The following is a 24,896-nucleotide window of genomic DNA, read 5'->3' as shown; positions in this document are numbered from 1 at the left end:
TCACAGTGATTCACCTATTTTATCTCAACTTTAATTCAAGAAGTTTATCACCTTCTTCACATTTCTAGCACTAAAATTCAATTCCCCCTTCCTTTGCCTTTTTCTTCAAGTATGCCAAAGCACTCCTATGTTTAATTCCAATCCTTTTAGCATCTTCAGGAGTCAAATCAAGAATGTATTGTCTGACTTCTTCCTCATCCAGAAATGTTTGAGGCTTTACAACATCCAACTCCTGCTCATCAATATCAATATACTTCCTGTTATGAATACGAGTATCGCCCTCAAACTTGGTCTCTGGCTGATTGATTAAATACATGGAAAAACAAATATTATCTCTTTCCTGTACCCCCACATTTTGGACATGTTACTTCTTCTTTTTGTACATATGTAGGAGCTATTACATCGTAATCGAATGAATCCATCTCTTCGTCTGCATCATAATTCAATATAAATTGATGGGTTTCACCAGAACCTATAAAGAAACCTTTACTATCCTCCCACATTTTTACACCATTGTCTTCTGCATAGCCAATAACATCAAAAGTGCCTTCATGTGAATCTATATTAGTAACTGTTATATAGAAAAAATAGTTCGGATTAAAAAATCCTGTATTTTCCATACTCGCTGCGTCAATATTGAACCTTACAGTTTTAGTAGTTAATTTTGTTACTATGCCATCTCCACCACAATTAGAGCATTTTATATGGTAATAATATTCCGTTGGGTATTCATCTATTTCATCTGCATATCCATCTCTATCATAATCTGAATGGTACCTATCATCCTCAGGAAATGCGTCTTTGTCATCTGCATATCCATCTCCATCTGAATCAGATACACAACCAGAAACGAAAATTACTGATACTAAAAATATTAAAAACATAAACATTCTAATTTTCTTATTCATGTCACCAACACCATGTTGAATCTATTAAAGTTTATGCTATGTAGATTCATATAAAAGTAATTATGGATCACCATTATTATTTCTGTCACAGCTGAACAAAATATATCTACTAATGTATTCATTTTTCATTAGAACTATTTCTTTGTTCCAACACTCTTTTGTAGGCTCCACATGTACCTGCAAAAGGACATCTTGGCATAGCCCCCTTTTCAAAAGATTCGTATGACTTGCATTTTCCGCTATGAAAATCTCTTGCTTCATAGGGAGAAACCGACCTTTGATAGATGAAGCTTCCAAATATCCCACAAGTTTGAATCGTATCAACGTCATCCAGAGTTTGATTTAAAGTATGAAAAACACATCCTATAAACATATTAACTTTCTCTGCATATATTGAAATATCCTCAAAAATATCATTTACTGCAAGGACATTGCCGTTTTTTCTTCCAAGCTCATCATGAAAATAGGATATTTTACCATCTTTACTCTCACTGCAAAAACCAATACCAGAATGTACAATAGCAGTTCTTATATCTCTTAATCTTGGAAACCAATCTCCATAAGATTCAGCCAACGCTTTTCTTATTTCCACTGGTACCCGTTCATCAATTTTCTCATCTGCTGCATTCTTGAATAGCCTTGAAGTCTTTTTTACATTGGCACCTCGATATTTACCATAGATAGTATGGATTACTTGTCGAGTGCAATCTAATACAGAATAAAATTCGCAAAAAATAGCCTCAATAATTACTGTTAATTCTTTTGCATGAATAGCAGTAGAATATCCGTTTTTTGTTAATTGTTCTTCATCTTCAGCTAATCTTGGTACCAAGCGTTTGGCAATACCGATTAAAACAGTATATTTTTCAAAATGACCATCAACCCCAACAAGTTCTGAAAAACCATATGGATAGAAATTATAGGTTGGATGGGCAAAATGTTTAAACTTTAATACTTCTCCCCACGTATTTGGGGCAAACATAATTACATTTGTAGTAGTTTTATTTTCATCTGAATCCATTGCATCACCAAATTGAAACTCTTAATACATCGTAATACATTTGAATTGTTTTCACATTAATTTATTCTTCCACTAATAAAGGTGCTAATCATGGTATTAACCTTCAATGAACTCAATTCCCCCCTATTCAAGACAGATGAAATCCTCCGTGATTCCATCGATAGCTCCGAGTAAAAATAATAGAGGATTTCTACAAAGCCGTAATATAAAAGGTTCTTCCAAAATCATCCCGTTGTCAACGTCAAATCAACGTCCCAATACAATCAAATCCCCTTTGCGTTTTCTTGTGGTGAGTAATACTCAGGGGATTATCCTTTTAGATAATTATGTGAAAATTAAAGTAGTTAGACTTGCAAAGTTGGGAAGAGATCCAGCAGTATTTATTTGTAGAAGATAATTTAAAATTCAATGATTTTTAAATAATACACATATTTTAACGGCAAACAGCGTTCAAAAATTTCAAGGGTTGCATTTTTCAATTCTACCTATAACCCAAGAATTTGGTGCGGGGATATAGGTATCTCTGAAAAACGGAACTCTAACAATTTCTTTTGTAATTCCAATTTTGTATTGACCATTCATTATTATAACTTCACATATTTTATATAATAGAATTTCAAATCTTAATACATGCCTAAGTTTTTAACCACAACGGGAGTTTCTTTCAAATTAGAAGAAATCATTAAAAGTGCCGATGAGAAATTAATTTTGATTAGTCCATTTTTAAAGATTAATGAACGAATTAGGGAGTTAATTGAAGATAAAAATCGGATTAAAATTAATACTGAAGTTATCTATGGAAAAAATGAGCTTCAACCAGATGAGAATAATTGGTTGAGAAATTTGGATTATGTGAGAACTGGTTTCTGTAAAAATTTACATGCTAAATGCTACTTAAATGAAAAAGAGGCATTGGTAACTTCCATGAACCTCTATGAATTTTCTCAGCAAAACAACAATGAAATGGGGATATATGTTTCCAAAGAGACAGATCCAGAGTTATATGATGCTATAAATGAAGAAGCTAAACGTTTGTTTAGAATTAGTGAAGAAGTGAAAGTGACTGTTGAAAAAGTGGCTCGTAAAGATGATAAAAAAGAAAACAGCAAAAAAAACAAGTCTTCAGATAGTGGTTTTTGCATCAGGTGCGAAAATAAAATAAAACTAGATCCATTACATCCATATTGCAAAGATTGTTTTATGACATGGAGTAAATACGGCAATGAAGATTATCAAGAGAACGTATGTCATGTTTGTGGCATTGAGACAAAATCCAGCAAACTTAAACCCATTTGCTATAACTGTTATAAAAAATATAAAGGAAAACTAGACTTACCTCTTTGATTCTTCTTTTTAGAATGAATCTCTTCATTGTATGAGGATTCAATATCAAATATTATTCCTTTTTTCATCCAGCCATTCAATAAGAATATTTTTTACTAATTTTGTGCGTAGATTAATTCCATAGGCTTTTCTGGAGGATTTGTGTCATTCTTAGCATGTCTTGCTTTTTCTTTGAGGGCTAGATATGAGTTCGCCGTATGATTAAAAAGCTTAATATCTTTATAGTACTTTCCATTTCTCGTTACTGGAGGATATTCGTCGTCTTTTTGTAACACTTCTACGACTTTATACAAGCCTTCCCACGAACTAAAATCGTGCTGTATAAGACCAAGTATTTTCTTAACACAAACGTCTCCATCTGCGACATCAATCCAATCTTTGATTTTCACCGCTGGATTGTATACCTCAATTGTCCCATCAGAGCGAGTTATTTCTTCTTGTATATCATATCGACATGTTAAGGTAACACCGACAGGTTTCGAAAAGTAGTGTTTATGTCCTTTTTCATCAACATAATATATGAAAGTGTAATCTACATTTTCAGAGATATTAAGACAGATTTTTGCTAATGAGTTAATTCTATCTAATAGTTTTTGAACTTCAGATTTAGCAATTATGTGGTCATTTGTTGAATTAATTTGATTTGCGGTCAATAAATAAGTCTCATCCTCTTTAAATATCGCGATTTCCTCATTAAATACCAACGATAATCGCTCTAAAGTTTTATTGTCGCCTGTTAATTCAACTTTCCATTCCATATTTGTCTCCTAAAATTCCATTTGATCTTATGTAATGTACTTCTCCCCGCACCAATCTTTTCAGCATTTTTATGTTTATTTATAGAATTATAAATATTGATTTACTGCATACATTAAATTTTAATAAATTTAATGGTAATAAATTTTAGTAAATTTTAATCATTACTTAGCATCCCAAATTTTTCAACCTCTCCCTTACATGAGAATTCAAAGTAAACGGCTTAACAGACTTAGCATTCTGTTTCATATAATGCAAAGTACCCTTAGAAAAACCCATTTTCTTCCATTCAGAATAAGACATATCAAGAATCTTCTGCCTCAACTCCTCAGAATCATCCCTTTCAACCTTATAGACTGGATTGACAAACTCCAACTTCTTCCTTTTGCCAGTAAGATAAAATGCCAGTTCTCTTGTTTTCAACAACAAGATTGAACTCCATGATGAGTTTTTACCTTTATACGTTAAACCTTTGTTTAACATAACGTTAAACTCAGAGGTTAATTTTCTAGCACCAGTCGGTTTAAACCTTAAACCATAGTTCTCAGTTCTGATAAAATCCTGTTTATCCATAACATCTCTTTCAATCAGGTTCAGAACTGTAAGTTCCACAAGGAATCTAAAAGGCTCTTGTAGATCATAGGCTAAACTGTATTTACTTGGATTCATTTCATGTAAGAAACCTACATGAACATCAAGACCACTAGTAAAATGTCTCTTTCTTTTTAGTACAGAATAGCAACTTTTTTGAAAATATGTTGATCTGGCTGTATTTTCACTGGTTGAGAAAGAAGCAATGGATAAACAGGACGTCATCCGGACAGAAACTTATGCGCTAAGGCTCAAGCCTACGGGGACTAGGAAGGTTACTGAGGAAGTTAATCAATGGCTGAATAAAAGCGCTAAATACAGGAATAAACAGCATAAATGGAGTGCTATATTGCTCCTGAAGACAAGAGAACTGGCTCAACCACCTTGTTGGTAAAAAGAAAACCGTTGATTTCATGTCTTCTTTATATGAAATTGAAAGACAGGACAACATGGAAACCAGCCACTTTATTCTTGATGTTTCCTATTTTAGTGGAAAACTAATAGTTGAAATACTGGCAACTCCAATTAATGAATTCATGGGAGTGTTCAGACAACGCCAACCAAAGCAATAATATAAAAAGACCCTCCAAAATGTGTATCAGAGATCTCATAAGGAAATTAATATGATCAAAAGGGATATTATTCTGGGAAGACTGGATGAGCTGCTTCCGGAATTGAAAAAGAACTATAAGGTAAAGGAAATAGGCCTTTTTGGGTCGGTGGTGAGGAATGAATACAAAACCGACAGCGATATTGACTTCCTTGTTGAGTTTGAGAAAGGTGCGGATCTTTTTGATCTCGCAGCTCTTGGAATTTTTCTTGAAGACGAGTTCGAGTCAAAGGTAGATATCATCTCGAAACGTGCCGTTAGGGATGAATTGAAAAGCAGGATTTTTTCAGAAGTAGTTTATGCGCATGCATGAGGTGTTTTTCATGCGTGAGTACAGGTTGTTTTTAACTGACATCGTTGAAGCGATTGATGAGATTGAAGATTTCACTTCAGGGATGGACTTCACTGAATTTATCAACGATAGGAAAACCCAGAAGGCAGTTGTGAAGAATATTGAAATCATTGGTGAAGCCGCTAAGAATTTGCCTGATGAGATAAAGGCAAGTTATCCTGACATTCCTTGGCGGGTGATTGTCGGTATGCGGGACCGCTTAGCTCATGGTTATTTCGGAATCGATTATGTGATTGTGTGGGATGTTGTTGGCAATCGTCTGATTGGTTTAAGGGATTCCATCCAGACAATTCTAGTTGAGATAGATTGAGCAGAAAAAATTTAACCCAGAGATATCCTGGGATTAAGTTTGATTTTTCGGAAGATGCTGAGAAACTAAACAAGGCAGGTACAATTAGAGGTCTAATGGGGGTTGAGGGTGGAGTTGCCTGGAAATACTGGAACGAATTTGCAAAATCCATACCAGCAGATTATGATTTTTGTGCCAGATCGGACCAATACAGAAGACCTATTGCAGCAGGTGATAAGGTCAATGTCATGCTCAACTATGGCTATTCTCTGCTTGAGGCGGAATGTCTGAGGGCCATAAACTCGGTTGGCCTAGATCCTCATGTTGGGTTTCTGCATGAGATGAGTTCGAGCAAAAACAGTCTTGCTTATGATTTACAGGAACCGTTCAGGTTTATTGTTGATCTGGCTGTGTTTTCACTGGTTGAGAAAGGAGCAATGGAAAAACAGGATTTCATCCGAACAGAAACTTATGCGCTAAGGCTTAAGCCTGCAGGGGCTCGGAAGGTCACTGAGGAAGTTAATCAATGGCTGAATAAACGTGCTCAATACAGGAATAAACAGCATACATGGAGTGCTATATTGCTTCTGAAGACAAGAGAACTGGCTCAACACCTTGTTGGCAAATGCAAAACCGTTGATTTCATGTCTCCTGTATATGAGATTGAAATACAGGATAATATGGAAATCAGGCAGTTGATTCTTGATATTTCCTATGTTGAGTGGAAAAAATTGGGGTTCTCAAAGGGTACTTTGCATTATATGAAACAGAATGCCAAATCTGAAAAACCGTTTACTTTGAATGCTCATGTTAGGGAGAGACTCAATCAGTGGGATTAATTGGTTGGGAAGGCTGAGTGCTGTTAGGATGGAGTACTTCATGAGTTTTCCTCGAAAAGCATTTCTGGTTTTTCAGTATGTATTGGAATGAGATTTTCTGCACCAATTTCTTTGATCATTTTCCTTATTTAGCCCCCTGAAGCATGCCCAGATGCGTGTGCGGAATATTCAGATATGAAATTTGATTCGCTTGCAAACAGGATAAGTGAACTTGAAGAGAAGAATGAAATGTTGATTACCAAGCATGAAGAAGTAATTGATGTAGTATCACGGAAGCTGGATGCTGTAAATAGTAATATTGAGAGGATTGTAAGGGATGGGGGGATTTACTCGTTGAAGTGAAATTTACTTCCTTACTTATTTTTTTTATTCATAAATAGGCTGTTTTAAGAGATGGAGGATGTACACAATGCATTGAAAATCGATGTATTGTATTCCAATATTGAAGAAAATCTATCATAGATTGCTTTATACAGACCTGTAATTAGAACTGATGTTCATAACCATTAGTTCTTATTTCTATTTATTAAATATTAGATTAAGTAATTAATAGTCTAATCATCTGTACGCGAATGGAAAATTTGGTGGTATTCTAATGGGAGTGGAAAAATATCTTGCAATAGCAACATTATTGTTTGTAATTTTATCAGGAATAGGAACAGCAGCTACACTCAATGTTGGTGGCGGTGGATCTGGCAACTACACCACGATACAGGCAGCTATAAACGCTGCGAACGATACGGATACGATTATTGTCTATTCGGGTACATATAACGAGAATGTGGACGTTAACAAATCAGTAACCATAATATCAGAATCCGGGAATCCTGATGATACCAAAGTTCAGGCTGCTTTTACGGACGACCACGTATTTAACGTGACCAGAGATAACGTGACAATCAGTGGTTTCAATATAACAGGTGCTACAAACTATAAAATTGGAATATATCTTGATGAAGTCCGGAATAACAATATTAGTGATAATGAAGTATCGAGCAACTATGACGGCATCAATCTTTATTATTCCAATAATAACACACTGATCAACAATACTGCATCAAACAACGATGAGTATGGCATTGAAGTTTATGGATCCAGCAATAACACACTGATAAACAACAACGCATTTTACAACAATTATTATGGAATCTACATTTATTATTCCAACAATAATATGCTAAATAATAACACTGCATCTTACACCGATTATGATGGTATCTTACTCGATCAATCCAACAACAATATGCTGATCAACAACAAAGCATTTAACAACTACTATATTGGCATCGATCTTTATGGATCCAGCAATAACACACTGATCAATAACAATGCATCGAACAACAAGGAGTATGGCATTGAACTCTATGAATCCAACAATAATACGCTAGATGGTAATATTGCATCATACAACAACGATTATGACGGAATCGCCCTTTATTATTCTAGCAATAACATCCTGACTAACAACAGTGTGTCAAACAACAGCTATAGTGGCATCTATCTTTATAATTCCTGCAATAACAAACTGAATTACAATACTGTGTTCAATAGTGGTGATGACGGTATTGAACTGTATGAACAATCCAACAACAATATACTGGATAACAATAATGTATTTGACAACACTTATGGTATCTTTATTGATTATTTCTGTAACAATAACATACTGACTAATAATAATGTGTCAAATAATATCAATCACGGTATAGAAGTATATTATTCTAACAATAATATATTGAAAGGTAATGTTATCTGTAATAACAATAAATCTGGCATTCAATTTTCATATAGCGATAACAATACAATATTTAATAATTTCTTCAACAATACGAACAATATTGGAATAGATGCCAGTAGCACAAATTACATCTGGAATGTAACCAAAATGTCTGGTCCAAACATCGTAAACGGCCCTAATATAGGTGGTAACTATTGGGCACACCCCAATGGCACAGGACATAGCCAAACTTGCAATGATACAAATTTAGATGGATTCTGTGATTCTCAATTTGACATAGATGCAAATAATACAGATTACCTGCCATTGACATTGGTAGAACAAGAAACGGGGCCCGTAATTCATCCACAACCCAATTTCGATGTGCCGACAGCAAATCCCTTGTTAATTATTGGAATGCTGGGTTTTGCTGTTGTATTGTTGCTGAGGAGAGAAGAGGATTAAATGAGGAAGGAAATTCATTTTCTCTTCCTTTTTTCTAAATCATAAACAGTTATTTTTAATAAAGTTGTTGATTTCTTGAGAATCTGGTTACTTCCAGAATTTATCTGAAGGATTGCATTTTTCACTCCTACCTATAACTCTTTAAAAAGGTGCGGGGATATAGGTATCTCTGAAAAACGGAACTCTTACAATTCATTGGAATTGTCTTTAAATCTTCCAAATCATAAAATTTATTTCCGGAAATTAGTTTTTTTATACCCTATTTATCCTTCGAAACAAAGAGTATATATTTGAATAAGACATGGACTTAGTACTAAAGTAATAATCCCGTCTTATTTTTCTGTGGGGTGATATGAGCGGGTAGTGGGGAGTGGGGGGTACTAGAAAAAGATATTGGATACTACCCGCTCATTTAATAATTGTAATAAAGATGGTTATTGTATATACACTTTATGGTCACTTTTTTAGTTAATTTAGGATATATCGACTGGGAATAGGATTAACTAACATTCTTTTTTGGCAATTTAAACTTTTGATAGTATCAAAAATTCAAAAGTTATTGCAATATTAATATCCATTTAGCTTATATAGAAGGCAAACTCAAGCTTCAATTGGTGAGAGTTTGGGAACTCTCACTATGACTCAGCAGTTTAGTGGTAGCTGTTGAGTGGGAGTGGTGGTACAGTATTGAGAACATTGGATGAAAAATCCTTTGTTCTCAATACTTCTATTTATTAAAAACGGAACTCTTAAATTTATTCTGAATTATTTTTGCAAAAGTTATTTTAATTATTATGAAGGTCTTTTTTGCATAGGAACTTATGTATGTGGTAACGATTTATGCTACACTACTTTTATTCTAACTAATAGTTCTAACTATACGTTCTCAAAGTTTTATTCCTAAAAACACATTGTAATATATACTCCAACTTGTGGTATATAAAATTAAATAGGGGGTTATTGTGTGTATCAAACAGCAGTAAAAAAAATAGGTATGTTTGCAACTTTATTTCTGATATTTATAGTTGCAATGGTTGGAATAACTTCAGCACAAAGCTGGAATGAAAGTGATTTTTCAGCACAGGAATTTGGTGTTGACCTGACACTTGAAAGTGATGGGGATAATATGAAATGGACTGTGAACCTCAGTGAAATTGATGGACACTGGTCAACAGGAGCCCAGATTGTGATAAACAACAGTTCACAGACTTTCATGCTTGGACGCAGTCCTGCTGAAGGTATCGTATACAAGGAATACAACGGAGGATGGTCAGCTCCATCTGGGTTACCTGATGGTATGAATGTTATTGGAGAAGTAAATGCAACACATTACGAAATAACAGTTGACAAGGATTTATTGGGTGGTGAAGGTGAAACTTTTTGCTGGGCTGCTAACGTAGAAGCAACTTGGCCCGAGCATTCAAGCAGTGAACAGCAAAATTTCCCTGATGACTGGGCTAGATGGTCAAACCCAGATACCAATATGACATGCACTGTTATACCAGAAGAAACACCAGAGCAACCGGTTCCACACCCACAGCCTAACTTTGACGTACCTACTGCAACACCGTTGTTGACCGTCGGTATTCTGGGTATTGCACTAGTGTTGTTTTTCAGAAGAGAAGATGAATAATTGAGTACTCATAATAGAGGTAGTAACTTTGCTTCCTCTTTACTTTTTTATACCAATTGTACTTTCGGAGCATACTGGTTTAATCTATATACAACATTTTACTAAATTCAATTAATAGTAAACTTTATTCATTAATGAGCGCACCCCAATTTATCCCACTCATCCAACCTCTCCCTCACATGAGCATTCAAACCAAACGGTTTACCATATTTGGCATTCTGTTTTATGTAGTGCAAAGTACCCTTTGAAAACCCCAGTTTTTTCCACTCAACATAGGAAATGTCAAGAATCAACTGCCTGATTTCCATATTGTCCTGTCTTTCAATTTCATATACAGGAAACATGAAATCAACAGTTTTGCGTTTGCCAACAAGATGTTGAGCCAGTTCTCTTGTCTTCAGGAGCAATATAGCACTTCATGTATGCTGTTTATTCCTGTATTGAGCACGTTTATTCAACCAATGATTAACTTCCTCAGTAACCTTTCTGGCCCTGCAGGCTTAAGCCTTAGCGCATAGGTTTCTGGCCGGATGAAGTCCTGTTTATCCATTGCTCCTCTATCAACAAGCAGAGTTATCAGTTTCAATTTTACTGATAGTCATTGCGACTTATAATCCTTGTTTTATTGAGTGTAAATATGGATGAAACTTTTAGTTGCTGTATTTAGTCACTTGTATCAACCAGTTGATTATATCAAAAAATACTGAATACATGAAAATCAGCAGGATTATTCCTGCTCATCTTTTTCCATTGGTATCGTGAACGTAAAAGTACTGCCTTTACCTACCTCACTTTCAACCCGAATCTCCCCGCCATGCATTTCCACATATTCCTTGACAAGGGGAAGTCCCAGCCCGGTTCCTCCGTACTTGCGGGATGTGGAAACATCCGCCTGCATGAAGGGATCAAAGATCTGGTTTAATTTATCTTCCTGAATACCAATCCCCGTATCTATAACCGCTATTTCCACCAAATCTCTATCAACCTTTCTGGCATACATGGATATTTTGCCATTTTCATCAGTGAATTTAATCGCGTTGCTTAATAGATTGTAAATGGCTTGTTTAATCTTACTTTTATCGGCATTGATTTCTATATTAAGGGGTTTGCTTATTTCAAGGTCAATGGATTTTTTTCGTACCTGTGGTGATATGACGGCTTCGATCTCAGAAAAGACAGAATCCAGATATAAATCTTCACAAACAAGTTCCATTTTACCGGCTTCTATCTTCGAAAGATCCAGAATATCATTTATAAGGTCAAGCAGGTGTCTACCACCTTTGGATATATTTGATGCATATTTTTTCTGAGAATCATTGAGTTCTCCCCTTGTTTCTTTCAGCAAGATGTCGGAAAATCCGATTACTGAATTTAAAGGCGTGCGTAGCTCGTGACTCATGTTGGCCAGAAACTGACTTTTGGTTTTATTGGCATATTCGGCCTGAACCGCCATTTCATTGGCTTTTAGAACAGCATCTTCTAATTGTTTATTAGTTTCTTCCAGTTTTTTCTCATTCTTTATTTGATCGGTGATCATTTCAGTATAAACTATCAATCCACCAATCGCATCATCTCTGTCATACCAAGGAATGCACGACCAGCGTGTCCATTCCACACTCCCATCTGCCTTATAGCAAGGATCTCGATCACCACTAAGAAACTCACCCTTTAATACTCGTTGATGTACTTCCCTCCATTTTCGGGGCAAATCCGGAATTACATCATAATGATGTTTACCAATAACATCTTTTTCTTTTAATTTGTAAATATCAAGGTAGCGTTGACTGACATAAATATAATTCAATTCTTTATCATGCACAGCCACACCACCGTTGACATGCTCTATAATATAATGCATTAAATTGTGGAAATGGAGAAACTTTTTTTCAGTTTCTTTACGCTCAGTAACATCACGGGTATTGATCAGTACCCGTTTTTGACCATTTTCATCAACATAAGAAGTGGCAGTGGATTCCAGCCAGATATATCCTTTATTAGGATGCAGATACCTATATTCTGCATGATGTTGCTCATCGGTTTCAACGATTTTTCTAAATATGCTTGCAACAAAATCAATATCATCAGGATGCAGGTCCTTCATACAGTTTTTACCCAGTAATTCTTTGCCCCTGCCAAGAATTCGTTGATGAGAAGGAGAGATGTATGTATAGCGACTTTCGACGTCGGCTTCAATTATAACATCATTCATATTCCGGTTCATCAGACGCAGATGGGTTTCATATTGGTCTCTCTTTTTTTCCATTTCTATTTTATAGAGAGCAAAGCCCAGATCATCTGAAACTTCTCTGAAAAGGTCATGTATTTCATCCAGGTTGGCATACTTCAGAGGAAGGGAAACTGATAGTATACCATATAATTTGGAAGCATATTGCAGTCGATAACATAAAGATGCCCGGTCGGAATAAGTATAGGAAAGAGGACACTCCTGACATTCTTCAGCAGGATTGTCCATAATCAAAAATTCGTCTTTTTCCAATACTTGCTGCATACATTGTGGAAATATGCCTTCTTTTAATTGTCCTTTCAAAGGTTCAAAACCACTGGCAAAATCTGAATAAGAAAATGCTGTTGATATAACATTTTTCTCATCATCAACAAGTGCAATCCATGCACTGTAGTAGCCCAGTGTTTCTGTCAGATTGTTGCAGGCTTTCTGGATGACTCGGGACGGATCATGTTCTTTTACAATCATCTGATTGACATTCCGGATTGCAAGAAGAACATCTTTGATATGCTGTTCACGTTCCTGTGCGTTTTTCATTTCCGTTATATCCCTGCCAATACCTTCCAGTGCAACAAGGTTGCCGTTGCTGTCATAGACAGGTTTATTCACAAATTCAAACCATATCGTCTGTCCCTTTTTATGGACCCAACGCAATTGGATGCGCTTGTCTATTGGAATTTTACCCTCAAAATAATCCAAAAACATTTGTTTATCATCAGGATGGACTATTTTTATAGCCAGTTGTTGGTCCAGATAATGTTCTTCGGGTGTGTATCCGTCCATTTGAGTTGTAGCTTTGTTTACATAGGTATAACCGGGCTTGGGAACAAGATCATAACGATAGATTGGTTCAGAAGAGCGTTCTGCAAACTCGTAAAATTTGGCTTCACTTTGTGACAGGACTGAAAAAAGAGTGACAAAATATCCTTTTTCAGATGATTGAGTATATACCTGGTACCATTGTCCTAACGCTAGAGAATAATGAGTGAAACTTATATCTTCTCCTGTTAATGCTACATGTCCATAAAGTGAAATCCAGTCAAAATCATCTTCAACAATTTCTGGAATTACTTCGGTAACTGTTTTATTAATAATATTTTCTTTTTTCAGGCCGGTCATATCCTCAAATGCAGCATTTACATCCAGAAACAGGTAATTCACCGCGTTGCCGTTTTCATCAAGGATGATTTTATGACGGGCGTAGCCAAAATGTGATTCTTTAAAGGTTTCATCTGCGGTATTTGGCATAATTTATCATCACTCTTTTTGACCATGATTCGTAGTTCCAGCGATAACAGCCACATCTATCCAAATTAGGCATAATTTATACCATATCAATGGACGTAATTGCCACTATAAATTATTATACACCTCTTATATATAATTTAATATTTTATAAATGTAGTGTTCATTGCCGTGAAGTTGCAGATAGACACTAAAAGATGGAGATACTGCAAGTCTTTATGATGCAAATGGAGATCTGGTTGATACCAGTTGATTATATCAAAAAATACTGAATACATGAAAATAAGCAGGATTATTCCTGCTCATCTCCTTTTAGAGGGATTGTAAAAGTAAAGGTACTACCCTTTCCAACTTCACTTTCAATCCAAATATCTCCACCATGCATTTCCACATATTTTTTCACAAGAGCAAGCCCCAGGCCAGTTCCGCCATACTTTCGTGTTGAAGAAGAATCTGCCTGTTTGAAGGGGTCAAATATGCTCTGGTACTCTTCTTCCGGTATACCTACTCCGGTATCTGAAACCGAGACCTGAATATGGTCATCTATAATTTTGGATTTAATGAATACTTCACCTTTTGCAGGTGTGAATTTAATTGCATTGCTCAGCAAATTATACAGAATTTCCTTGAATTTCATTCTGTCTATTTGTAGATTTATATTACCAGACTCGTTATTGTAATTTAAATAAATCTCTTTTTTGTTTGCCATCGGTTCAATCAATACTACAGTATCATCAATTATTCCTGCAAAATTTACATTTTCAGGTACATAATCCATATTACCGGATTCAACTTTTGAAATATCAAGAATATTATTGATCAAACCCAACAAATGCTTCCCACTTCTATAAACATTTCCTATATATTTTAATTCATTATCATCCAGATGATTAGATGGATTCTTTTCCAATATCTGGGAAAAACCAAGAACCGAATTGAGTGGAGTACGTAATTCATGACTCATATTAGCAAGGAATTCTGATTTAGTACGATTGGCCTCTTCAGCCACAATTTTACTCTCCAATAATGCTTCTTCTGCCTTTTGCCGATTTGCTTCCAGCTCGAGACTATACAAAGCAAATGATATATCTCCAACAACCTCTTTAAATAAACTCATTACTTCTTCATCATAAGCATATTTGTAAGGCACTGCAGCTGAAATAATACCATAGGTTTTATTGGCGTATTCAAACTTTGATACAAATCTTATGGATTGTTTACATTTATCTTCCACAAGACAAGCAGTACATTTTTCTGAAGGTGTGTCAATCACAAAAATCTGATTTTCTTTTAAAGCCTTTCGGGCACAATATGGTAAACCTTTATTTCTTAATTGAGAGAGAAGCAAATCAAAGCCGTTTTCAATCCCTGATTGCCTAACAACTATAGGATTTTGATACTGGTCCAGAAGACTTATCCAGACATTATAGTATCCCTGATTTTCAGTAAGGTTATCACAGATTCCCTGAATCAAATTTATGGGATCTTGTTCTGTTACTATAAGCTGATTTACATTACGTAAAGATTTAAGTATCGAAGTCAAATAATTGATTCTTCTTACATTTTCCTTGCTTTCAGTTATATCACTGATGATACAGTTTGTTCTTTCATATCCTTCAGCACTTTTATTGATGCCTGACGAATTTATGAGTACATCAATAATTTCACCGTTCTTTTTGACCATCTTATACTCTTTATCATTAGAATATCCACTTTCAAGGATTTCCTTAAGAGAGGCAAAAGCTTTGTCGTGATAATCAGGATGAATTGTTTTTGACATGGGATGGCCGATTATCTCACCTTTATCATAACCAAGGACCTGTTTTACCTGGTTATTACAATCCACAATTATACCATTTGAATCTACAGAAGTTATCAGGTTTGCAGCTGTCTCAAAGATAGACCTGTAACGCTGCTCACTTTTTTCCAATAATTCAAAATTGTGGCTGTTTCTCAGGGCTATAGCAGCATATTCACCAAACGTTTTTGCAAGCCAGGCGTCATGCTCTGTGAAATCACCGTCTTTATAGGCAAATCCCAGTATACCTACTGTTTTGCCCTCTACATTTAATGGAGAGAAAAGAACGTTTGGCAAAACCATGTGACCCTCGGGCATATATTTGACCCATTCACTTGCCATGAAGTCATTCTCATAAACCACTTCACCTGTCTCATATGCTTCGGCTCGCAAACCCCTAACTGGCATGGGCAAATCAGGATCAACAGAACACGGCATGCCTCCGTCTTCCAGAAACAGGAGTTCATTTTCTTCACCTGTATCTGATAATAGGGCCACATAACCTGCTTTTGCACCTATGACCCTTGCACATGCATCAAATATATGACGTGCCACTACCTCGAAATCGTCAATTTCCAGAATAGCAGTGGTAGAATTCAAAAGTTCAGTAATTTCTTTTTCTCTCTGTTGGGAATTAGTTAATGCTTCAGAGAGAGCTGATTCTGTATCTTTTTGATTGGTTATATCTTTTACAAAACCAATTACCCTGTTTTCGGATAAAGCAGCAGCGGTAATTCTCCACCACCTTCTGTCTCCCTCTTTAGTCAAATATGGGATTTCAATATCAATTTTTCCTTTATTTTTTGAATCTTCAAACTTACTAATTGCATATTCATGGATATCATGAGGCAGTATATCCAGTAGATTCATTCCAAGTAATTCATCCTCTGAATAACCTGTCATTTCGCAGGCAGCAGGGTTGACATCTACATAATAACCATTTATATCAGTAATAAAAATGCCATCTGGGGCCTGTATAATATAACTCTTGAATTTCGCTTCACTTTGTATTAATGCATTTTCAGCTTCTTTACGTTCAGTAATGTCTTGCCTTGAACCTACAATATAGCGGACTTCATTGTTTTGAAAAATCGGTGTCAATGTGACATGCCACGTCCTTGTACCTGCTGGAAACTCCAGTGTTTCCTCATATGAAACAGTGTCTTTTGAATCGACACATCGCTTGTAATTGGCAGAAAGTTGATCACCTGTTTTCTTTCCTGCAAGTTCCTGAGGAGTTTTGCCTCTGAAATAAGCTAAAGTAAACCCAGTGGAAATCTGGTGCGCTCGGTTGTTACGTATATAGCGGAATGTATTGTTATCGCTTACCTCCATCAAAAACATTGCATCCTGTGTACCCTGGAACACCGTTTGATATTCTTCGGTGAGTTTTTTTATTTCATCTTCACTTTCTTTACGTGCGGTAATATCCAGAATGCTAACCAGAACCATTGGTCCCTTCATAAAATGAATGAGGGATGTCGAAAGGAGAAATGTCAATTCTTTCTTTTTACCTTCTATTAAAAAAGGAAGGGTAGCTTCTACCATTTTATGGGATTGACCCGTAGCAAAAGTATCCATTACTGTGTTTCGAACAGTACATTCATCACAGAAAGGTCCGAATCCACAACCTTTTGGATCATCAAGATGATGAATACATCTTAAAGCTTCACCACCCCGCATTCCAATAAGTTCATCTGGATATTCGCCTGCAAACTTAGCTCCTGAATCATTTATTTTGCGAACTCGTCTTTCTTTATCCACCAGCATCATTATAACGGGAGCGTTTTGATAGATCGCATCAAGTTCTTGTTCATTTTTTAGGATTTGTGCTTCAGATTTCTTGATCTCTGTTATGTCCTGAATAATACCTGTTACAGTATTTTCTTGCGAATCATACTCTGCAACAGAATGTATATCGACAATACAACCATCACTGGGCCTTTTTATTTTGAATTCAACATCGTACTCCCGTTCCCCATTTACAAGTTTCTCCAGTGCATCATCTAACATTGACCTGTATTCAGGAAGAGGAAATTTTTGAATTTCTTTGATGGTATAAATTTTACCAATCTCGAGTCCATATATTCTGTGTGATTCTTCGGAAATAGTTATTGTACCGGTATTGAGATTAAATTGCCAGCTCCCCATATTCCCGATAGATTGTGCTTTTTTTAACTGCCTTTGTTCTTTCTTTGCCAGCAATTCAGCTTCTTTCCTCTCAGTGATATCTATATGCTGTAAAAAAACATCCGTAGGATACGTTTTTGAAAGAGGAGTAATTTTTAGTAAAAACCAGCGATTTTCATCAGGACTGTGACAGGGATATTCAAGTTTAACTATACTTTTTTTCCCAGATATTACATCCCTTATACCTTCTGCTGCAATGGAAGATTCACTTGAATATTCTCCTGTAGCTTCATCACATATTTGCAGGTAATTGGTACCTTCACTACATTGTAATGGGTCCAGATCATTATTTTGAGCAAATTGCTTCCAGCTTTTATTCGTGTAAATAATCGTACCATCTGGAGAGATTATTGCAATATTATCTTCCCATAGGTCAAACAATTCTGTATCAATAGAAGATTTTTTATGTGGAATCAAGTTATGCTCCAAAAAGTCAATTTATATAATATTATATCTCCCATTATATAAATGTATAGACCATGAAGAACCTATTCAATGTTAACACAGACTGGCTCATTCAATATTTGCTATTGATAATTAGTATGTCACAATCAAATCCTTATGGGCAACTGCCTGCCCTATTTTCCATCCCAAAATTGCAAATGTACATTTTCTAGTATATAAAGATAATGCATAAACTACTCTCATGCAATGCTAATTGATAATGAAAAAAGAGTTACATTTTTAAAGCGAAAATCTAATTTGATTGCCTCGTTAATTATAAAATAAGATCTAATAAAACTTATATAGGTTAAAAAAGATATTTTTATTAATTACTATTATCATACCGGGGAGTATAATGACGGGTAATGTTCAATCAACCATATTAATAGTCGATGATGATGAATCCAATCTGGATCTGATGGAATCTTATATGGAAGATGAATATAGTTTGGTATTTGCTTCCAATGGTACTGAAGCACTTGAAAAAGCCAATGAAAGCATTGACCTCATACTACTTGATGTCTTGATGCCCGACATTAGTGGTTTTGAGGTTTGCAGCAAGTTAAAATCCAATCCTGATACCAAATATATACCGGTTATACTTGTAACTGCCCTTTCAAAAAGAGAAAATCTTCAAAAAAGCATTGACTCAGGGGCAGATGATTTTTTGGCTAAACCTGTGGATATGCTTGAAATTCAAATAAGGGTAAAGTCCCTTCTACGTATCAAACACCAGCGAGATACCATTATAAGGGACAAGAACAAGGCTCAAAAATACCGCGATCATCTTGATAAACTAATCAAAACATCCCCAATTGCAATTCTCTACCTTGATGGAAATAGAAATATACTTAATACCAATAAGAGTGCAATACGTTTGCTTGATTATGATGAAGAAGAGATTCTGGGGAAAAATATTTCCGCAATACTTAACGATGATTCAATCCTGAGAATGGAAGATAAAAATGATTTTACGCTTGAGTTTTTACAAAAAAGTGGCAAATCAGTTTCAATGAATGTTTCGACATCACTGGTGGAAGATGAAGAATCCGGCACAGGAATGATAGTCACTATACAAGACCTGAAAAAGCTTAAAGGATTGTTCATTACTCCATTGACTGAAAAAGAATATGATGAAGACGTCAGATTGGAGCTTAATTCGATTGAAAATGGATATTCATATATCGTTGATAATGAAGATTTCAAGACAGGTTATGATGCATTTTCATGTTTTGTCAAAAGTGGGTATCATGGACTTTGTATCTCCAGAATGAATCCTGACCACATTAGAAAAAGCTATGATCTGTATAAAACACCTCTCATATGGCTGACTAAAAATCAAAATAGTACAGACCCTGTTATCGAACCTTCAGAAATATTCAAGATCCATCCTACAATAACAAATTTTATTGAAAAGGTGGAAAATGGTCTTATATTTATTGATGGGCTTGAATATCTGATACTGGAAAATGATTTCCGTTCTATTATTAAATTAATTGAACAAATAAATGATAGTATCATGGCCTCATCATCCAAATTGATCATCCAAATTGACCCTCATACAATGGAGCAAAAAGAATATCATTTGTTTAAAAGATGGATGAGAAAGTTACCGCTTGATACAATTGAAAATATTCAATTGTCACAGTGATAGATGTAATAATTTAAAAAGGGCCAATAATGGAAACAGATGCTTATTTCCTTCCCGATGTACCTCAAATGCTTACTGTGCTTGGATCAAATGATCTTAATTGGAAACACGGCACGGTAACTTTTGACGATAAAGGAATTTGGCTCCCTTCAACAGACGGATGGGAACTTATACCGACAAAAGCAATTGAAATTGTTGGTAGAAAATTGCCTCCTACTTTTTTAAACAAAGTAAAAGCAACGTGTGACGCACCGGAAAGTATTGCTATTGATTACCAGAAGAAATCTTTTTTCAGTTCTCGCTATATCACTACCAGTCTTGTTTTTGCGGCTGAGGAAGAGTCAATTACTGCAATACGCCATTATTTTAATAAAGAAGTAGGTCTCCAAAAGGATGCAATTCTGCAGGAACTCAATAATGAACACCTGAAGATGCTATTACTGCTGGCAAAAGGAATAAATCGTACGAAAATGCTGGCAACTATGTTTGATAACAAAGAACTTCTTGTCAAGAAATTGTTAAAGCAATTAATATCAATGGGTTTTATTGATGAATCTGCCAACCTAAAACCCCGTGGTATGACCTATATTAATGAATTTTTTGGGGAACATACACAGACAAACAAAGAGTCTGATTTTCCAGATGGTGACCCGGAAAAAACATGCGTATCCGGCAAATTAACTGAAGGAAACGTATGGATTGAACATAGTCGGAATGGCTCTTTTGTATCGGGGAATGTAAGCAATAGTGATTTATTTGCTTTCATTCCTGTGGAAATACAATCTGTAAAGATGGGTGAAATGAATGAAAATACACAGAATTTGACTATTTATACGGCAATGGAAACCAAAATAAATCTGCATTCGAAGGATAGGGTACTACTTTCTGCCATATATATTGCACTTGAAAGAACCTGTGAACCCTATTACAGGATACTTTCTTTCTTGTACACAGGAAACACAGATGAAGAAAAAATTGCAACAAGGCTTGCTATTCCCCTGCAAAGACTTAATGGAATGATCAACAACCTTAAAAATGGTGGATATATTGGTTTTGATAATACCCTGCTTTCATCCGGATTTGATAAACTAAATTTACAAATCAGTAAAATTAATAATAGCAGCACCTCTTATATTAAACATAGCTCAAAACAAAAAGATCTGAATCGAGAAAGTGAAAGAAAGAAACTTCTTGAAAAAATAGGTGGTATCCAATGAGATTTATTGATACGGTACAAGGATTAAACAATATTTTTAACAATGATATTCCAAGGGGTAGCATAATTTTGGTGACTGGTCCCCCAGGAACTTTAAAATCAGGTTTGACTTTTTCCTTCCTATCCAATTACCTGGAAAACAGTGAGGAATATGGTGTTTATATTACCCTTGAAGAAAGCAAGGCGAGTCATCTGAGAAATATGGATAGTATGGGACTGAAACTTTCAGACAGGCTTTTTATTTCAGACTATAGTGATTACAGGTTGAAATTTGAAGAGGCGTCTGGAAATGAGGACCTTATGGAAGTTATCGGCAATAATATAATGAAATACAAAGAAAAAAAAAGAGATAAGTTTACCTGCCTGGGGATCGATTCTCTCGGTGCACTTTACTCTTTGATGGACACAGAACCAACCAAACTCAGAAAACAACTGTTTCATCTTTTCGAACCCCTGAGAAGAGAAAATATAACAACGTTCGTTGTATTTGAAACATATGATATCATTGGCCAGACCCAACAGTCAAGTGGCATGGAAGGTTATCTGTCAGATGGCATTATAGATATGATGATTAAAACAAAGGATAATTCATCCCAGAGGTACATACAGGTAAAGAAAATGAGAGCAACGTCTCACAGTATGGATCCTCACATACTTACTGTTTCAGGGAATGGTATTGAAATCTACAAAGATACGACATTCTGAAATTAAAGTGGGGATGTACCTGTTCCAATAATTATCAATTGTGTTTCCCCGGGAGGATTCCCCCCTTCTGGAATTATTTTCTTCTCCCTTATATATAGGGATATCTGGTTTTTTTTGATACCACAACTTTTCGGTTCTGTAGAAACCCTTACCTCTAATTACCACTAATACATTATTTTCTTAAAAGAAGTCCCTGTGTGATTTTCCCATAAAAACACAAAGAGAATGAAGGTGTTTTGTCAATCGATTATATCATTACCTCTTTGCCGATATACACAAATCCATCAATACCAATATGTTTCCTCTCAAGAATACCAATCTCACCATCAAACTTATGCTCCGGATGGGTCTCTAAGGATATATTTGTATTACACGAAGCTTCCTGTATTTAGCACGTTTATTCAGCCATTTATTAACTTCCTCTGTAACCTTCCTGGCCCCTGCAGGCTTAAGCCTTAGAGCATAAGTTTCTGTACGGATGAAGTCCTGTGTATCCCTAACATCTCTTTCAATCAGATTCAGATCTGCACGTCTAAAATCAAAAATAAAGTTTCTATGGATAGCAAAAAAAGAAAAATATAGATTATATAAGACTCTTTTATTCCACGGGAATGCAGAGTCTGGTTGATATGCTTTCACAAAGCAAATTTATTTATCTTTTGTTTTCCAGATTGCTTTGATTTCAGCGATATCTATGTGAGTGTATTCCTCGCCTCCTTTTGTCCACTTGAGGCTGAGTATACCATCGGCACATTCAGCAGCTATTCCTTTATACAGATCTTTTCCCCCAATATCAATCGTAACTTCTTTGTCCATATAGTACTTTTCTATAAATTCCTGTTTCATTCTTATAACCCCACTTTGTACAAAAGGTGATTTTCTTCACCTATTATAAAGCATGGGTTTCAAAGATAAGTATTTTTTCGTCAAAAAATCAACGGCAAACTGCCCCTGGAGGATCCCCTTTCTTCCATTCAGAATAAGACATAGCAAGGGTCTTGTGCCTTTATTGCTCTGGATCATCCCTTCAATCAGATTCCAAATGAAAGAAATATTTGTCTCAAAATGCAATACCAGAAGATTGAACTCAATTGAGGCATCCAATTTCTTAAAACAAGTCATATAAGAACATTGCAATTAATCCAGGCTTAAGCTTTCTTTAAAAGCCAAATACAATAAATAATTTATAATGTCTTTTGGAAATTTATAATTATTGTTTGGTTGATTGTGATGGGTAAGTCAAAGTGAATGCAATCTGTTTTAATAAATTAATAACTTTTTCTATTAATAAATATTAAATTTTTTAAATAAATTAAATAACAAACTTTTATTTATACAAATAAGAGGAAGCCGATTAAACTTCCTTCAATTAATCCTTTTCTCTCCTCAACACAAGTACAACCGCAAGTCCCAGCATTCCAATAATCAACAGGGGGTTCGCAGTCGGCACATCGAAGTTGGGTTGTGGATTAGGTTCAAAAGGTTTTGTTATTTTCTTGGTTACACTGTCCGGCACACATCTGTATGGATCCACAGTTAAGGTTACACTGTATCCCCCATCATCAGGGAATTCATGAATTGGATTCTGTTCAGTAGAATTATTTCCATCTCCAAAATTCCATTCATAAGTGTATGGCGCCATTCCTCCATATGTAGCATCGTTGAATTGGACAGTAGTGTCATTAATTCTGTACCATGAAAAGTCAGCTACAAGTGGGCCGGATTCACCAAGATACCCTGTAACCGTTATATTACTCAGATTTGCATTCCCATAGTCGTGGCCTTCGGGATCAGAAGGAGACCAAAGACCGGCAAAAACCTGCATGTGTTGCATATCACCCTTGAAACTCAAACCCGCTGGATAGTTTGTTGGTTCATCGTCATCCCCTGATACATAGAAACCCTGAGAATAGCCATTGACAGTGGCAAACATAACACCCAGACCATTGTCAATCGAATAATAGGTTATGACTATATCGTAAACTCCACTGGTATTATACCTAAGTCCATCTCCACTACCTACGCCACCAGGGCCTTTATTTCCCCACGATTCCGCTTGCCATTGATCTACACCATCTCGATCAAACCATATTCCAAAATTGTCTCCGCTTCCAAATGGTGTCAGGACTTCATTCCAGTTATCACCTAAAACATCATAGTCCCCTTCGCCTCTTCCACCGGAAGCCTGAAGTGCATGTTTATCATCCAAATCCTGCGTTTCATTTGGTAAATCACCGTTTTCAGTAAACCCATCGCTGTCAGTCCATGTATCGCTGTCAGATACCATCCAACCTCCGCATTTGCCCTGATACGTATTAAAGGGCCCGGGGTTGAAATCAGGTGCCCCTTCCCCACGAAGTCCAACTTCGGTGTACCAAGTTTGCCACGGCTGAAATGTAGACCAATTTCCCGGTTGATTGAGACCGTTCATATCAATGGTATAGGAAAGTGTCAAGTTGCCCTGCGTCAAGTTCCAAACGTCATCCCAATGTGTAGCTTCATAGGGAGCATCCAGAGTTACATTACCGTAGTTTTTCGATACCTGCTCATCTGCAGATGCTATTCCTGATAGCATGAGAAACAAAACTGCTGCGATTGTCATATACGCTTTTATCCACATTCAAATTACCCCCAGAAATTTAGTACCATCCCACATTATGAAGAAATGTGTAGTCTACTGATTAGTTGGGTGGAAATATGTTATATAGTACAAAGAATCTGCAGTTAGAACAGTTGTTTCTAAAATCTGACTTTTACATAAACATATGTAAGAGGTGATTTTTACAGTATTACAGTTTGTATATACTGGTTTTTGCTAAAATTAAATTTAGTGTGATGGGTAAGTACAAAAAACAAACCTTCGTCGTGGTAAACCGA

At 35.8% G+C, this 24,896-nt stretch carries 21 protein-coding genes; 11 read left to right on the top strand and 10 right to left on the bottom strand.

Features of this window, described 5'->3' with window-relative positions; translation table 11 throughout:
* Positions 1-70 precede the first annotated feature (70 nt).
* The 3 genes from BHR79_RS08405 to BHR79_RS08395 form a co-directional block, all read right to left on the bottom strand.
* Complete coding sequence (locus BHR79_RS08405; protein WP_143743547.1) at positions 71-352, bottom strand: hypothetical protein; 282 nt, start codon at positions 350-352, stop codon at positions 71-73.
* Positions 330-908 (bottom strand): hypothetical protein, encoded by a 579-nt coding sequence (locus BHR79_RS08400; RefSeq protein ID WP_123130992.1) that lies wholly within the window; start codon positions 906-908, stop codon positions 330-332. Before BHR79_RS08400 ends, BHR79_RS08405 begins: the two co-directional genes overlap by 23 nt.
* Positions 909-1,026: 118 nt before the next feature.
* Entirely contained in the window at positions 1,027-1,929 is a 903-nt protein-coding gene (locus BHR79_RS08395) for a hypothetical protein (protein WP_072561904.1), read from the bottom strand.
* A gap of 630 nt (positions 1,930-2,559) precedes the next feature.
* On the opposite strand from BHR79_RS08395, the gene BHR79_RS08390 reads away from it, so the two are divergent.
* Positions 2,560-3,273, top strand: coding sequence for a phospholipase D family protein (locus BHR79_RS08390; RefSeq protein ID WP_072561903.1), 714 nt, complete (start codon positions 2,560-2,562; stop codon positions 3,271-3,273).
* A 95-nt stretch (positions 3,274-3,368) separates the two neighbouring features.
* Here the strand turns inward: BHR79_RS08390 and BHR79_RS08385 are convergent, their stop codons facing one another.
* Together BHR79_RS08385 and BHR79_RS08380 are read right to left on the bottom strand one after the other, a co-directional pair.
* A complete protein-coding gene (locus tag BHR79_RS08385; RefSeq protein WP_072561902.1) occupies positions 3,369-4,031 on the bottom strand; it encodes a hypothetical protein in 663 nt (220 codons plus the stop codon).
* A 166-nt stretch (positions 4,032-4,197) separates the two neighbouring features.
* Positions 4,198-4,845, bottom strand: a complete 648-nt coding sequence (locus BHR79_RS08380) for a CRISPR-associated endonuclease Cas1 (protein ID WP_083433069.1) — start codon at positions 4,843-4,845, stop codon at positions 4,198-4,200.
* A gap of 188 nt (positions 4,846-5,033) precedes the next feature.
* Between BHR79_RS08380 and BHR79_RS10565 the strand changes: the two genes are divergently transcribed.
* From BHR79_RS10565 to BHR79_RS08350, 7 genes are all read left to right on the top strand, one after another.
* Positions 5,034-5,192 carry a hypothetical protein gene (locus BHR79_RS10565; RefSeq protein ID WP_157198651.1) on the top strand — a complete coding sequence of 53 codons (159 nt, stop codon included), beginning with the start codon at positions 5,034-5,036 and terminating at the stop codon, positions 5,190-5,192.
* Positions 5,193-5,243: 51 nt separating this feature from the next.
* Entirely contained in the window at positions 5,244-5,543 is a 300-nt protein-coding gene (locus tag BHR79_RS08370; protein WP_072561900.1) for a nucleotidyltransferase family protein, read from the top strand.
* Entirely contained in the window at positions 5,530-5,892 is a 363-nt protein-coding gene (locus BHR79_RS08365) for a HepT-like ribonuclease domain-containing protein (protein ID WP_240632182.1), read from the top strand. The genes BHR79_RS08370 and BHR79_RS08365 overlap by 14 nt, the downstream gene beginning before the upstream one ends.
* Positions 5,889-6,710, top strand: coding sequence for a CRISPR-associated endonuclease Cas1 (gene cas1, locus BHR79_RS08360; RefSeq protein WP_083433068.1), 822 nt, complete (start codon positions 5,889-5,891; stop codon positions 6,708-6,710). Before BHR79_RS08365 ends, cas1 begins: the two co-directional genes overlap by 4 nt.
* 174 nt (positions 6,711-6,884) lie before the next feature.
* Positions 6,885-7,052: a hypothetical protein gene (locus tag BHR79_RS10560; protein WP_157198650.1), complete on the top strand. Its 168-nt coding sequence runs from the start codon at positions 6,885-6,887 to the stop codon at positions 7,050-7,052.
* Between the two features lie 253 nt (positions 7,053-7,305).
* Complete coding sequence (locus BHR79_RS08355) at positions 7,306-8,892, top strand: NosD domain-containing protein (RefSeq protein WP_072561899.1); 1,587 nt, start codon at positions 7,306-7,308, stop codon at positions 8,890-8,892.
* A 964-nt stretch (positions 8,893-9,856) separates the two neighbouring features.
* The gene (locus tag BHR79_RS08350) at positions 9,857-10,525 is read left to right on the top strand and encodes a VPXXXP-CTERM sorting domain-containing protein (protein ID WP_072561898.1); all 669 of its coding nucleotides are present in this window, start codon (positions 9,857-9,859) and stop codon (positions 10,523-10,525) included.
* A 131-nt stretch (positions 10,526-10,656) separates the two neighbouring features.
* Here BHR79_RS08350 and BHR79_RS08345 read toward each other — a convergent pair whose 3' ends face one another.
* The 3 genes from BHR79_RS08345 to BHR79_RS08335 form a co-directional block, all read right to left on the bottom strand.
* Positions 10,657-10,932, bottom strand: coding sequence for a hypothetical protein (locus tag BHR79_RS08345; RefSeq protein ID WP_072561897.1), 276 nt, complete (start codon positions 10,930-10,932; stop codon positions 10,657-10,659).
* Between the two features lie 320 nt (positions 10,933-11,252).
* Positions 11,253-14,018 (bottom strand): PAS domain S-box protein, encoded by a 2,766-nt coding sequence (locus BHR79_RS08340; protein ID WP_072561896.1) that lies wholly within the window; start codon positions 14,016-14,018, stop codon positions 11,253-11,255.
* Positions 14,019-14,307: 289 nt separating this feature from the next.
* Complete coding sequence (locus tag BHR79_RS08335) at positions 14,308-18,420, bottom strand: PAS domain S-box protein (RefSeq protein ID WP_072561895.1); 4,113 nt, start codon at positions 18,418-18,420, stop codon at positions 14,308-14,310.
* A gap of 382 nt (positions 18,421-18,802) precedes the next feature.
* On the opposite strand from BHR79_RS08335, the gene BHR79_RS08330 reads away from it, so the two are divergent.
* From BHR79_RS08330 to BHR79_RS08320, 3 genes are read left to right on the top strand one after another with little or no spacing between them, the layout of a single operon-like run.
* On the top strand, positions 18,803-20,098 hold the full coding sequence (locus BHR79_RS08330) for a DUF835 domain-containing protein (protein ID WP_072561894.1): 1,296 nt from the start codon (positions 18,803-18,805) through the stop codon (positions 20,096-20,098).
* 29 nt (positions 20,099-20,127) lie between these two features.
* Positions 20,128-21,315 (top strand): hypothetical protein, encoded by a 1,188-nt coding sequence (locus BHR79_RS08325; protein ID WP_072561893.1) that lies wholly within the window; start codon positions 20,128-20,130, stop codon positions 21,313-21,315.
* Positions 21,312-22,019 (top strand): RAD55 family ATPase, encoded by a 708-nt coding sequence (locus tag BHR79_RS08320; protein ID WP_072561892.1) that lies wholly within the window; start codon positions 21,312-21,314, stop codon positions 22,017-22,019. Before BHR79_RS08325 ends, BHR79_RS08320 begins: the two co-directional genes overlap by 4 nt.
* A 648-nt stretch (positions 22,020-22,667) precedes the next feature.
* Here BHR79_RS08320 and BHR79_RS08310 read toward each other — a convergent pair.
* Together BHR79_RS08310 and BHR79_RS10750 are read right to left on the bottom strand one after the other, a co-directional pair.
* Positions 22,668-22,865, bottom strand: coding sequence for an MM0924 family protein (locus tag BHR79_RS08310; protein ID WP_072561890.1), 198 nt, complete (start codon positions 22,863-22,865; stop codon positions 22,668-22,670).
* Positions 22,866-23,388: 523 nt separating this feature from the next.
* Positions 23,389-24,639: a PKD domain-containing protein gene (locus BHR79_RS10750; RefSeq protein ID WP_072561888.1), complete on the bottom strand. Its 1,251-nt coding sequence runs from the start codon at positions 24,637-24,639 to the stop codon at positions 23,389-23,391.
* Positions 24,640-24,896: the final 257 nt, after the last annotated feature.

It is taken from the genome of Methanohalophilus halophilus, assembly GCF_001889405.1.
In the GTDB taxonomy this organism is placed as follows: domain Archaea; phylum Halobacteriota; class Methanosarcinia; order Methanosarcinales; family Methanosarcinaceae; genus Methanohalophilus; species Methanohalophilus halophilus.
Note: the sequence above shows the minus strand (reverse complement) of the source record. Positions and strands in the feature narration are given on the sequence as shown.